The sequence below is a fragment of the Rhodocyclus gracilis genome (assembly GCF_009617575.1).
Lineage (GTDB): Bacteria > Pseudomonadota > Gammaproteobacteria > Burkholderiales > Rhodocyclaceae > Rhodocyclus > Rhodocyclus gracilis.
Genome location: NZ_WIXJ01000001.1, coordinates 657,736 through 670,661, shown reverse-complemented (window position 1 = coordinate 670,661; position 12,926 = coordinate 657,736). Strand labels below are relative to the sequence as shown.

7 protein-coding genes are annotated in these 12,926 nt (G+C 66.1%); 4 read left to right on the top strand and 3 right to left on the bottom strand.

The annotated features are described in order from the left end of the window. Window positions 1-4: 4 nt before the first annotated feature. Together leuS and GHK24_RS02945 are read right to left on the bottom strand one after the other, a co-directional pair. Entirely contained in the window at window positions 5-2,641 is a 2,637-nt protein-coding gene (gene leuS, locus GHK24_RS02950; protein WP_153468670.1) for a leucine--tRNA ligase, read from the bottom strand. A gap of 248 nt (window positions 2,642-2,889) precedes the next feature. Next, the gene (locus GHK24_RS02945) at window positions 2,890-3,276 is read right to left on the bottom strand and encodes a hypothetical protein (protein WP_194286359.1); all 387 of its coding nucleotides are present in this window, start codon (window positions 3,274-3,276) and stop codon (window positions 2,890-2,892) included. Between the two features lie 463 nt (window positions 3,277-3,739). Between GHK24_RS02945 and GHK24_RS02940 the strand changes: the two genes are divergently transcribed. The 4 genes from GHK24_RS02940 to GHK24_RS02925 all read left to right on the top strand — a co-directional run bounded on the left by GHK24_RS02940 (window position 3,740) and on the right by GHK24_RS02925 (window position 11,070). Then, entirely contained in the window at window positions 3,740-5,980 is a 2,241-nt protein-coding gene (locus tag GHK24_RS02940) for a UvrD-helicase domain-containing protein (RefSeq protein WP_153468667.1), read from the top strand. 229 nt (window positions 5,981-6,209) lie between these two features. Then, window positions 6,210-6,902 (top strand): ParA family protein, encoded by a 693-nt coding sequence (locus GHK24_RS02935; RefSeq protein WP_153468664.1) that lies wholly within the window; start codon window positions 6,210-6,212, stop codon window positions 6,900-6,902. Between the two features lie 134 nt (window positions 6,903-7,036). After that, window positions 7,037-10,516, top strand: a complete 3,480-nt coding sequence (gene dnaE / locus GHK24_RS02930) for a DNA polymerase III subunit alpha (protein ID WP_153468661.1) — start codon at window positions 7,037-7,039, stop codon at window positions 10,514-10,516. A gap of 68 nt (window positions 10,517-10,584) precedes the next feature. Further along, window positions 10,585-11,070: a WbuC family cupin fold metalloprotein gene (locus tag GHK24_RS02925; protein ID WP_153468657.1), complete on the top strand. Its 486-nt coding sequence runs from the start codon at window positions 10,585-10,587 to the stop codon at window positions 11,068-11,070. Between the two features lie 61 nt (window positions 11,071-11,131). Here GHK24_RS02925 and GHK24_RS02920 read toward each other — a convergent pair whose 3' ends face one another. Beyond that, entirely contained in the window at window positions 11,132-12,808 is a 1,677-nt protein-coding gene (locus GHK24_RS02920; protein WP_153468653.1) for a fatty acid--CoA ligase, read from the bottom strand. Window positions 12,809-12,926 lie beyond the last annotated feature (118 nt).

Sequence of the window (12,926 nt, the reverse complement as noted above, 5' to 3'; positions counted from 1 at the left end):
CGGGTCAGACGACGATGTTGACGAGACGGCCGGGGACGACGATCAGCTTCTTCGGCGCCTGTCCGGCCAGATGCTTTTGCACCGCTTCGCTGGCCAGTGCCTGCGCTTCGATGGCGGCGCGGTCGGCGCTGGCGGGTACGCGCAGGCTGCCACGCAGCTTGCCGTTCACCTGCAGCATCAGCTCGATTTCGTCCTGCTTGAGCGCCGCTTCATCGACCTTCGGCCAGCCGGCGTCGCTGATCGCGCAGCCCGGCTTGAGCGTAGCGTAGAGTTCCTCGCCGATGTGCGGAACGATCGGCCAGAGCAGCACCGCCACCGCTTCGAGCGCTTCCTGGCGGACGGCGCGCGCCAGCGGCTCGCTGTCGGCGAGCTTGCCGTAGGCGTTGAGCAGTTCCATCACCGCGGCGATGGCGGTGTTGAACTGCTTCCTGCGGCCGTAGTCGTCGGCGATCTTGCCGATGGCCAGATGCAGCTGGCGGCGGAAAGCCTTCAGCGCCGGCGACAGTTCGCCGTCCTGGCCGGGAACGTAGGCGGCGACGCTGCCTACGCTGCTGTGGTCGTAGACGATCTTCCACAGGCGCTTCAAGAAGCGGAAGGCGCCGTCGACGCCGGCGTCGGACCATTCGAGCGACTGGTCGGGCGGGCTGGCGAACATGATGAACAGGCGCGCGGTGTCGGCACCGTACTGGTCGATCAGCGCCTGCGGGTCGACGCCGTTGTTCTTCGACTTCGACATCTTCTCGATGCCGCCGATGACCACCGGCTGGCCGTCGGCGCGCAGCGTCGCCGCCACCGGGCGGCCGCGCGCGTCGCATTCGAGATCGACGTCGGCTGGGTTGAGCCACAGCTTCTTGCCGTCGGCTTCGTCGCGGTAGTAGGTCGGCGCGACCACCATGCCTTGCGTCAGCAGGTTGGCGAAGGGCTCGTCGAGACGCGCGCCGGCGGGGAAATTGTCGAACAGGCCGACGTCGCGCATCAGCTTGGTCCAGAAGCGCGAGTACAAGAGGTGCAGGATGGCGTGTTCGATGCCGCCGATGTACTGGTCGATGCCGCCCTGACACCAGTAGGCGACGCGCTCGTCGACCATCGCCTGGTCGTTGTCGGCGCAGCAGTAGCGCAGGAAGTACCACGAGGACTCGACAAAGGTGTCCATCGTGTCGGTTTCGCGCTTCGCCGGCTTGCCGCACTTCGGGCAGGTCGTCTCGTAGAACTCGGGCATGCGCGCCAGCGGGCTGCCGGCGCCGTCGACGACGACGTTCTCGGGCAGCACCACCGGCAGCTGCGCGTCGGGCACCGGCACGTCGCCGCAGCAATCGCAGTGGATGATCGGGATCGGGCAGCCCCAGTAGCGCTGGCGCGAGATGCCCCAGTCGCGCAGGCGGAACTGCACCTTCTTCTCGCCCAGCTCCTTGGCGGCGAGGTCGGCGGCGATGGCGTAGACGGCGGCGGCGTAGTCGAGGCCGTCGTACTTGCCGGAATTGACGCAGACGCCGTTGGCTTTGTCGGCGTACCACTCCTGCCAGGCGTCGGTCGAGAATTCATGACCGGCAACAGCCACCACCGGCTTGATCGCGAGGCGGTATTTCTTGGCGAACGCGAAGTCGCGCTCGTCGTGCGCCGGCACCGCCATCACCGCGCCGTCGCCGTAGCCCATCAGCACGTAGTTGCCGACCCACACCTCGACCTGTTCGCCGGTGAGCGGGTGCGTGACGAAGATGCCGGTCGGCACGCCCTTCTTTTCCATGGTGGCGATGTCGGCCTCGGCGACGCCGCCCTTCTTGCATTCCTCGACAAACGCGGCGATCTCGGGATTCTTCGCCGCGGCGTAAGTCGCCAGCGGATGCTCGGCGGCGACGGCGACGAAGGTGACGCCCATGATCGTGTCGGCGCGCGTGGTGAACACCCACAGCTGGTCGGCCTTGCCGTCGAGCTCGTAGGGGAAGGCGAAGCGCACGCCGGTGCTCTTGCCGATCCAGTTCTTCTGCATCAGCCGCACCTGCTCGGGCCAGCCGGGCAGGTCGTCGAGCGCGGCGAGCAGCTCGTCGGCGTAGGCGGTGATCTTCATGTAGTACATCGGGATTTCGCGCTTTTCGATCAGCGCGCCCGAGCGCCAGCCGCGGCCGTCGATCACCTGCTCGTTGGCGAGCACCGTCTGGTCGATCGGATCCCAGTTCACCGTGCCGAGCTTCTTGTAGATCAGGCCTTTCTCGAACAGGCGGGTGAACAGCCACTGCTCCCAGCGGTAGTAGTCGGGCTTGCAGGTGGCGACCTCGCGCTCCCAGTCGATGGCGAAGCCGAGGCGCTGCAGCTGGCCCTTCATGTACTCGATGTTGGCGTAGGTCCACTGCGCCGGCGGCACCTTATTCTGGATCGCCGCGTTTTCCGCCGGCATGCCGAAAGCGTCCCAGCCCATCGGCTGCAGCACGTTGTAGCCCTGCAGCGTGTGGAAGCGCGCGAGCACGTCGCCGATCGTGTAGTTGCGCACGTGCCCCATGTGCAGCTTGCCCGAGGGGTAGGGGAACATCGACAGGCAGTAGTACTTCGGGCAGCTCGTATCTTCGACGGCGCGGGCGGCGGCGGTTTTCTGCCAGCGTTGCTGGGCAGCGAGTTCGATGTCGGCGGGTTGGTATTTTTCCAGCATGGGGCGGGGAGTCGTTCGCGAAAAGATCGGTCGGTGTGGGCGGCGCAGCGGCTACTTCCGTCGGTCAGGCTGACGGCGGTGTCTCGTCATGCGGCGACGCGTCGAGGCGAGCGCCCCGACATGAGTGAAAGCACTCGCGCGTGACGAGGCGGCTGCAGATGTCGCCAAAGGCGCCGATTATACGCGTTCGTCCCCGATAAATTCTGCGCCGTGCCTTGCGGCGCATGCCGCCTCGTTGGCTGGCGCGCTCAGGCGGCGCGCTTCTCGGCCGCGCGGCTGGCGGGGATGCAAGTGGGGATACAGGCGGCCCACTGCTGCTGCCAGAGCGTGCACGCGCTCTTGGCGGCAACAAGTCCCAGGTAGGACATGCGCGTCTGGTGGCGCCACACCCAGGCGAGGCTGAGTGTGCGCGGCGCGGCGTGTGCGCTGCCGACGCTACGGGCGAGTGAGCCGTCGGCCTCGCTGTCGGCGAGATCGATAAAGCGTTCAACTGCCAGCCGGTAATACTCGGCGCGATCGCTGCCGACGCTCATTTGCTCGGCTTCGCCGACTGCGCGGCGCCAGAGCTTGAGTGCCAGCGCCTCGCCGATACCGGCGCGGTGGGCAATCCAGGGCAGAATCATCGGGGCTTGCATGGTGGGTGTCCTTGAGTGTTGGCGGGCCAGTCGCGTATTCCCCCGCATGGCTTTCTGCGTGCGCGGGGCGTTAATTGCGTAATTGGTGCGGCGCAGCAATGCTCCTATGGCAAGCGCGCGCCGCCCTTGGTTCAATGCGTCTGCCGGCGAATGCGGGCGTTTGGCGTGTGCTCAGACGGTGCGCGGCGCACGCCCTGCGGCGCCAACCGCCGCGTGCGTGGCGCCCGCTCCGGCGTCGGATCAAGGATAATCGGCGTATTCCCGAGAGGCGGGGCGGTGCCCAGCCTGCGCTGGGCGGCCGGTACTGCCCTCTGTGTGGCTCGGTGGCCCGCGCAGCGGTTGTCTGCGGTGCTTGTGTGGCAACTGGCGCGCTTTCTCCGTCCGTGTGCTGCGTGCCTGCTTTATCCGCTCACGCTTATCGTGCCCTCACTTCGCGTCTACTTTTTCCCAGAATTGCCCATTCATGTCCGATCTTCTTGCCGGTCTTAATCCCGACCAGTTCGCGGCGGTGACTCTGCCGTCGCAGCACGCCCTGATCCTCGCCGGTGCCGGCAGCGGTAAAACGCGCGTGCTTACCACCCGTATTGCCTGGCTGATCCAGCACGGGCAGGCCAATCCGCACAGCGTGCTGGCGGTGACCTTCACCAACAAGGCGGCCAAGGAAATGCTCACCCGCCTGTCGGCGATGCTGCCGATCAATACGCGCGGCATGTGGATCGGCACCTTCCACGGCCTGTGCAACCGCCTTTTGCGCGCGCACTACCGCGAGGCCGGGCTGCCGCAGCTCTTCCAGATTCTCGATTCCGGCGATCAGCTGTCGGCGATCAAGCGCCTGCTGAAGAACCTCGGCGTCGACGACGAAAAATTCCCGCCGCGCGAATTGATGCACTTCATCAACAGCCACAAGGAGCAGGGTATCCGCGCCGGCGAGGCGGAAGCGTGGGACGACTGGACGCGCCGTCGCGTCGCGCTCTACGCCGAATACGAAGCGCAGTGCCAGCGCGAAGGCGTCGTCGACTTCGCCGAGTTGTTGCTGCGCGCCTACGAGTTGCTCAACCGCAACGAGCCCTTGCGTCGCCACTACCAGACGCGTTTTTCGCACATCCTCGTCGACGAGTTTCAGGACACCAACAAGCTCCAGTACGCTTGGCTCAAGCTGCTGGCCGGGCGTGGGCCGGGTGTGCTGCCGGCTGACGGGGCGCCGGGGGCTCTTGGTGCCGGTCAGGCCGTCGTCTTTGCGGTCGGCGACGACGACCAGTCGATCTACGCCTTTCGCGGTGCCGAGGTCGGCAACATGCGCGATTTCGAGCGCGAATTCGGCGTCCTCAACGTCATTCGCCTCGAGCAGAACTACCGTTCGCACGGCAACATCCTCGATGCCGCCAATGCGCTGATCGCGCACAACCGTGGCCGGCTCGGCAAAAACCTGTGGACCGACGCCGGCGCCGGCGAGCCGATCCGGGTTTTCGAGGGTTTCACCGACCTCGACGAAGCGCGCTTCATTGTCGACGAAGTACGCGAACTGATCCGCGACGGCATCGAGCGCGACCAGATCGCGCTGCTCTACCGCTCCAACGCGCAGTCGCGCGTGCTCGAACACCAGCTTTTCTCCGCCGGCGTGCCCTACCGCGTGCACGGCGGCTTGCGCTTCTTCGAGCGCCAGGAAATCAAGCACGCGCTCGCCTACCTGCGCCTGATCGCCAACGCCGACGACGACACCGCGTTCGCCCGCGTCGTCAATTTCCCGACGCGCGGCATCGGCACGCGCAGCCTCGAAGCCTTGCAGGAAGCGGCGCACCGCGCCAATTCGAGCCTCTACAACGCCGCCGCCAGCCTCTCGGGCAAGGCGGGAACGGCGGTCGGCGGCTTCATTCGCCTGATCGAAAAGCTGCGCAGCGAAACCGCAGCGCTGCCGCTGCCCGAAAAGGTCGAGCACATCATCGACGTCAGCGGTCTGCGCCAGCACTATCTCGGCGAGAAAGAAGGCGGCGAGCGCCTCGAAAATCTGAGCGAACTGATCAACGCCGCCGTCAGCTTTCTGCGTGAAGACGGCGACCGCACCGCCGAAGAGGGGGGCGAAGTGGCTGCCTTCCTCTCCCACGCCTCGCTGGAAGCCGGTGAGCATCAGGCGGGCGCAGGTGAAACGGCGATCCAGTTGATGACCGTGCACGCCGCCAAGGGGCTGGAGTTTGACGCCGTCTTCCTGAGCGGCCTCGAACAAGGGCTGTTCCCGCACGAAAACGCCGCGCAGGAGCGCGACGGCCTCGAAGAAGAGCGCCGCCTCATGTACGTGGCGATCACGCGTGCGCGCAAGCGCCTCTACCTCAGCTGGGCGCAGACGCGCATGCTGCACGGGCAGACGCGCTACTGCGCGCCGTCGATCTTCCTCGATGAACTGCCGGTGGCCCTGCTGTCGCGCATTACCCCGGTTGCGGCGCCGACGCTGGCCTACGGGCGCGGCTACGGCGCCGGCAGTCAGGCAACGAGCCAGACGAGCAGCAGCGGTGGCTACGGGCAGGCGCCGATGGCGGCTGACGCGTACGGCGGATTGCGCATCGGCCAGAACGTCGAGCACAGCCGCTTCGGGCAGGGCGTCATCGTCGCCGCCGAAGGCGGTGGCAACGATGCGCGCGTGCAGGTCAATTTCGGCAGCGCCGGCGTCAAATGGCTGGCGCTCGCCTACGCCAAACTGACGCCGCGCTAGGTGCGGCGGGCGGTTTGCCACATTGCCCGCAGGGTTTTCCCCAGATTCTGTGGATAAAGGTGTGGGCGAACGGAGGACGAGTGCGGCAAGTCGTCGTCGGCAAAGGGCTTTTCTGCCTTGCCCAAAAAACGGGCAGCGGCTAGGCTGACGGGCGTTTGTTCTCCATCGTCTCTCCTTGGCGCTGACTTCGTTCGCCTCCCGTGCAGCTTTTCACCGCAGAGTCCGTGGCATGAAATCGTTTCTCGTCGCCAACCCCAAAGGGGGTTCCGGCAAATCGACGCTGGCTACCAATCTGGCCGGCTATTTCGCGCGCGCCGGCGAGCAGGTCATGCTCGGCGATACCGATGTGCAGCAGTCCTCGCGCGAGTGGCTACGCCTGCGCTCGCCGCAACTGCCGCGTATCGGCACCTGGGAGCTTGGCGAACGCGGCAAGGCGGGGGAGGCGGGCAAAGCCGGCGCGGCGGGCAAATCCGCCACGGGCAAGGCCGTCAGCCTGACCGCCCGGCCGCCGGCCGGCACCACGCGCGTCGTGCTCGATACGCCCGCCGGCCTGCACGGCAAGGCGCTCGAACGCTGCGTCAAGCGCGTCAACCGGGTGATCGTGCCGGTGCAGCCCTCGCTTTTCGACATGCTGGCGACGCGCCATTTTCTCGAAACGCTGCTCGCCGAAAAGGCGGTGCGCAAGGAGCGCACCTTCGTCGCCGTCGTCGGCATGCGGGTCGACGCACGCACGCGGGCGGCGAGCGAACTGGAAAGCTTTCTTGCCTCCTACGAGCTGCCGGTGCTCGCCTATCTGCGCGATACGCAGCTCTACCCTCAGACCGTCGCCAACGGCATGACGCTGTTCGATCTGCCGCCGTCACGCGCCGCCCGCGATCTCACAGCATGGCAGCCGATACTGGAGTGGCTGGACGCGGCCTGAGCCTTGCCGTGAGCCGTGCCCTCGAGCGGGTACGCTCAGCGATCCCTGCATCGTCGCGGCGTTGGCTGCGGCGCTTGCCCTGTCCGCGCGCGGAACGCCCGGCGTCACCCGGCGGTGCAGGGTAAAATGCCGGCATGTCTGATCCCCGCTACGTCCACCTCCGCCTGCACAGCGAGTACTCGATCACCGACGGCATTGTCCGCATTGACGACGCGGTGGCTCGTGCCGCCGCCTTGGGCATGCCGGCGCTGGCACTGACCGACCTCGCCAACCTCTTCGGCTTCGTCAAGTTCTACACCGCGGCGCGCAAGGCCGGCATCAAGCCGGTGCTGGGCTGCGATGTCTTCATTGCCAACGACGCCGATAACGACCGGCCGCACCGCCTGCTGCTGCTTTGCCGCACGCATCGCGGCTACCTGCAACTGTGCGAACTGCTGACGCGCGCGTACTTCGCGCCGCGCACGCGGGGGCGCGCCGAAGTGACGCGGCAGATGTTGCGCGAGGTCGGCGTCGATGGCCTGATTGCCCTCTCGGGCGGCGTGCATGGCGATATCGGCGAGGCGCTGGCGCAAGGCTCGCAGCGGCAGGCGACGGCGCGCGCACGCGCCTGGGCGGCGCTCTTTCCCGGTGCCTTCTATCTGGAAGTGCAGCGTGTCGAGCCTGCCGATGGCCGGCGTGCGAACGAGGAGGCGCTCGTCGCTGGCACTGTCGCGCTGGCCGAAGCGCTCGATCTGCCGGTGGTGGCTACACACCCGATCCAGTTTCTTGAGCGCGACGACTTCAAGGCGCACGAAGCGCGCGTCTGCATCGCCGAAGGGCAGGTGCTGGGCGATGCGCGGCGGCCGAAGCACTTTACCGAGGAGCAGTATTTCCGCACGCCCGACGAGATGATCGAACGCTTTGCCGACCTGCCGGAAGCGCTGGAAAACTCGGTCGAGATCGCCCGTCGTTGCAGCCTCGAAATCACCCTCGGCAAGAACTATCTGCCGAACTTCCCGACGCCGGCCGGCGTCTCGCTCGATGACTTTCTGTGCAGCGAGGCGGCGGCGGGGCTGGAGCGTCGTCTGGCGCAGCTTTATCCCGACGAGGACGAGCGCGCCCGTCGCCGTCCCGAGTACGTCGAGCGGCTGCGCATCGAGACGGAAACCATCGTGCAGATGGGCTTCCCCGGCTACTTCCTGATCGTTGCCGACTTCATCAACTGGGCCAAGAACAACGACGTGCCGGTCGGGCCGGGGCGGGGCTCCGGTGCCGGTTCGGTCGTCGCTTACGCGCTGGGGATTACCGACCTCGACCCCTTGCGCTACGCGCTGCTGTTCGAGCGCTTCCTCAACCCCGAACGGGTGTCGATGCCTGACTTTGACGTCGACTTCTGTCAGGACAAGCGCGGGCGCGTCATCGAGTACGTGCGCGAAAAATACGGCGCGGCGGCGGTGTCGCAGATCGCCACTTTCGGCACCATGTCGTCGAAGGCGGTGATCCGCGACGTCGGGCGTGTGCTCGACATGCCGTACAGCCAGTGCGATTCGCTCTCCAAGCTGATCCCGCTCGAAGCGAACAAGCCGCTGTCGCTGGCGAAAGCTCTCGAAGCCGAGCCGCAGCTAAAAACGCGCATTGACGAAGAAGAGGAAGTACGCGAACTCTTCGACCTCGCCTATCGCCTCGAAGACCTGACGCGCAACGTCGGCATGCACGCCGGCGGCGTCTTGATCGCGCCGGGCAAGCTCACCGACTTCTGCCCGCTCTACTCGGCCGAAGGCGGCGCCTCGGTGTCGCAGTTCGACAAGGACGACGTCGAGAAGGTCGGCCTCGTCAAGTTCGACTTTCTGGGGCTGCGCAACCTCACCATCATCAAGCTCGCCGTCGAGTACGTCGAGGCGCTGACCGGCAGCCGCCCCGATCTCGACACCATGTCCTTCGCCGATACGGCGACTTACCAGATCCTGCGCGATGCCAACACCACCGCGGTGTTCCAGGTCGAATCGGAGGGCATGAAGAAGCTGCTGAAAAAGCTCGCTCCCGACCGCTTTGAAGACATCATCGCCGTGCTCGCGCTCTATCGACCCGGCCCGCTCGGCTCGGGCATGGTCGACGACTTCATCCTGCGGAAAAAAGGCCAGCAGAAGATCGACTACTTCCACGACGATCTGAAAGCCTGCCTCGAGCCGACCTACGGCGTCATCGTCTACCAGGAGCAGGTGATGCAGATCGCGCAGATCATCGGCGGCTATACGCTCGGTGGCGCCGACTTGCTGCGCCGCGCGATGGGTAAGAAGAAGGCCGAGGAAATGGCCTTGCACCGCGACATCATGCGCGAGGGGGCGAAGAAAAAAGGCTACCCGGAAGCGCTGGCGATGCAGCTCTTCGATCTCATGGAGAAGTTCGCCGAGTACGGCTTCAACAAGTCGCACACCGCCGCTTACGCCGTCGTCACCTACCAGACGGCGTGGCTGAAGGCGCACCACACCTCGGCCTTCATCGCCGCGACGCTGTCGTCGGACATGGACAACACCGACTCGGTGAAAATCTTCCACGACGACGCGCTGGCCAACAAGATCGCCATCCTCGGTCCCGACGTTAACGCCTCCGATTACCGTTTCGTGCCGGTGGATCGCAAGACCATCCGCTACGGCCTCGGCGCGGTGAAAGGCGTCGGCGAACAGGCCGTGCGCCAGATCATCGAGGTGCGCGCTGCGGGCGGGCCGTTCAAGGATCTCTTCGACTTCTGCCGCCGCGCCGACAAACGCCTGGTCAACCGCCGCGCCATCGAGGCGCTGATTCGCGCCGGCGCCTTCGATTCGCTCGACGACCACCGCGCGCGGCTGCTCGCTTCGGTCGGCATCGCCATGGAAGCGGCCGAGCAGGCCGAGCGCAACGCGCTGCAAACCAGTCTCTTCGACCTTCTCGGCAGCGAGGACGCCAGCGAGCACGCACCTTCCTACGTCGAGACGCCGCGCTGGAACGAAAAGCAGCGCCTGTCGGAAGAAAAGATCGCCCTCGGCTTCTTCTTCTCCGGCCATCCGTACGACGCCGTGCGCGGCGAGATCAGCCGCTTTGTCCGCCGTTCGCTCGATCGTCTGGAAGCGCAGCGCGAGCCGCAACTCGTCGCCGGTCTGGTCACCGGTGTGCGCAGCAAGCTCACGGCGCGCGGCAAGATGGCCTTCGTCATGCTCGACGACGGCAAGGCCGCGCACGAAGTGTCGGTGTTCAACGAAGTTTTCGAGGCCGAGCGCAACAAGATTCGTGAAGACGAAGTGCTCATCGTCGAGGGCAAGATCAGCCGTGACGACTTCGCCGGCGAGGGACGCGTGCGCGTCGTTGCCGAACGGCTGCTGACGCTGGCGGAGGCGCGCGGCCGCTTCGCCCGCCACCTCTCGCTCTCCATCGACGGCAGCGTGCTGGCCGGCAAGCCGGCGGCGGTCTTGCAGCACATGCAGACGCTCCTGACGCCGCATGTGCCCGGCGCCAGCGCCGTGCGTATTTTTTACCGCAACGAACTGGCCGAGTGCCAGTTGCAGCTCGGCGACGCCTGGCGCGTCACTCTCGACGACGAACTGGTGGCGGCGCTTGCCGCCTGGCTCGGCGAGGCGCGCGTGCGTATCGATTACGCCTGAGTCGCGCTCAGCCAGCCCTGTTACATCCGATCTCCGCTTATTTCGCCGCTTACTTTCTACGGATGCCCATGGATACGCCCACTTTCATCGACCGCGCCCTGCTCGATTCGCTCGTCGACGAGGCGATGACGAGCCCGCGCCGTCGCCGCAACCGCAACTTCCACCGCCACGAGAGCGATGCCGCGCATCGCCTGCTCAATGCCATCGAGCCCGGCTCCTACGTGCCGCCGCACCGCCATCTCGACCCGGCGAAGGACGAGACCATGCTCGTCGTGCGCGGCTCTCTCGGCGTGGTGTTCTTTGACGATGCCGGCCAGCCGGTGCGCTACGCCGAGTTGCGGGCGGGCAGCGATTGCATCGGCGTCGACATCCCGCACGGTGTCTTTCACTCCGTTCTGGCCTGCGAGCCGGGCACGGTGTTTTTCGAGGCCAAGGCCGGCCCCTGGCAGGTGCTCACCGAGGCCGAACGCGCGCCCTGGGCGCCCGCTGAAAACGACGCGCAGGCGGCCGCCTATCAGGCGTCCCTGCGCGCCTTGTTCGACGCGGCGGATTAATCGCGACGCCGGCTCAGTTTGCTGCTGCCGGCCCGCTTCGCTTCTGCCGCCGTCCGCTCGCCTAGTCGCGCAGCGCCTGCGGGTTGGCGCGCATGGCGAGCTTGTTCATCTTGCCGACGCTGGTTTTGAGCAGGTGCTTGACGAAGCTCACCTGCAACAACAGGCCATAGCGCGAAACGCCGGCTGCCTCGATGGCGTGCGCGGCGTAGTTGCGGATGGCGTGTTCGGTCACCTGGCCGACGTAGTCGGCTTTCAGCACGACCAGCGCCAGCGGCCGTTCGCCCCATTTGGCGTCGGCAACACCGATGACGGCGACTTCCTGCACCGCCTCGTGTTTGGCGACGATGTCTTCGAGCTGGAGCGATGAGGTCCACTCGCCGCCGACCTTGATCACGTCCTTGCTGCGATCCGTGACCTTCAGATAGCCGGCGGCGTCGATATTGCCGATGTCGGAGGTGTGCAGGTAGCCGCCGGCCCATAGGTCTTCCGAGGCTTCCGGGGCTTTCAGGTAGCCCTGCGTCAGCCAGGGCGAACGGACGATCACTTCACCCGTCGCACGCCCGTCGTGTGGCACATCGTTCATGTCGGCATCGACGACGCGCAGGTCGACGAGCGGCAGCGGCAGGCCGGTCTTGGCGCGCAGGACGGCCTGCTCTTCCGGGCTGCCTTGCATGTCGGTCGTCGACAGGTGCGCCAGCGTCAGCACCGGGCAGGTTTCCGACATGCCGTAGCCGGTAAAGAGGTCGATGCCGCGCTTGAAGGCCGCGGCGGCCATCGCTTCGGGTAGCGCCGAGCCGCCGATGATCAGCTTCCAGCCGGAGAGATCGAGGTCTTTCGCGTGCGGGTGGCTGAGCACCATGTGCAGGATGGTCGGCACGCAGTGCGAGAAGGTCACGCCCTCGCTGACGATCAGGCGGCAGAGCACATCGGGCTGGTAGCGGCCCGGATAGACCTGCTTCAAGCCCAGCATCGTCGCGATGTAGGGGAAGCCCCAGGCGTGCACGTGGAACATCGGCGTCAGCGGCATGTAGACGTCTTCGCGGTGCAGACGGCCGTTACCGTTGGCGCCGCCGAGCGCGGCGGCACAGCCGAGCGCGTGCAGCACCAGTTGGCGGTGGCTGAAATAGACGCCCTTCGGATTGCCGGTGGTGCCGGTGGTGTAAAACACCGTCGCCTGCGCGTTTTCGTCGAAATCGGCGAAGGGGTAGTCGCTATCGGCCGCAGCCAGCAGCGTCTCGTATTCGCCGGCGTAGTGCAGCACCTGGCTGATCGCTGCCGGCAGCGCCGGCTCGGTGGCTTCGTCATTCAGGAGGACGAGCTTTTTCACCGTCGTCAGCCGCGCGGCGATGGCTTCGACAATCGGGAAAAACTCGCTGTTGACGAGCAGCACGTCGGCTTCGGCGTGGTTCAGGCTATAGAGAATCTGTTCGGCGTTGAGGCGGACGTTCACCGTCTGGATGATCGCCCCCATCATCGGGATGGCGAAGTAGCAGTCGAGATAGCGGTGGCTGTCCCAGTCCATCACCGCCACCGTGTCGCCGGCGTCGACGCCGAGCGTCGTCAGACAGTTGGCGAGGCGACCGATACGCTGGCGCAGTTCGCGGTAGCTGTGGCGGCGTTTGTCCTGATAGCAGATTTCCTGGTCGGGGGCGATGGCCAGCGGCGTCAGCAACAGTTGTTTGATCAGCAGCGGATATTGGTAGGCAGAAGGCGTGGACTGGACGAGCTTGACCGGCATGTTTTCGACTCGGAAACGGGGTTGAAGTAGGACGCGTGAAGATCGCGCATTCTACCTCTACGCCCCGGTGCCGTCTGACTCTGGCGCATGGCCGCTGCGGCAAATGTCGTTGGCGTGC

Bases quoted from the DNA above. Each gene is read 5' to 3' on its own strand.
- leuS (WP_153468670.1), bottom strand. From the start codon at position 2,641: ATGCTGGAAAAATACCAACCCGCCGACATCGAACTCGCTGCCCAGCAA.
- GHK24_RS02945 (WP_194286359.1), bottom strand. From the start codon at position 3,276: ATGCAAGCCCCGATGATTCTGCCCTGGATTGCCCACCGCGCCGGTATC.
- GHK24_RS02940 (WP_153468667.1), top strand. From the start codon at position 3,740: ATGTCCGATCTTCTTGCCGGTCTTAATCCCGACCAGTTCGCGGCGGTG.
- GHK24_RS02935 (WP_153468664.1), top strand. From the start codon at position 6,210: ATGAAATCGTTTCTCGTCGCCAACCCCAAAGGGGGTTCCGGCAAATCG.
- dnaE (WP_153468661.1), top strand. From the start codon at position 7,037: ATGTCTGATCCCCGCTACGTCCACCTCCGCCTGCACAGCGAGTACTCG.
- GHK24_RS02925 (WP_153468657.1), top strand. From the start codon at position 10,585: ATGGATACGCCCACTTTCATCGACCGCGCCCTGCTCGATTCGCTCGTC.
- GHK24_RS02920 (WP_153468653.1), bottom strand. From the start codon at position 12,808: ATGCCGGTCAAGCTCGTCCAGTCCACGCCTTCTGCCTACCAATATCCG.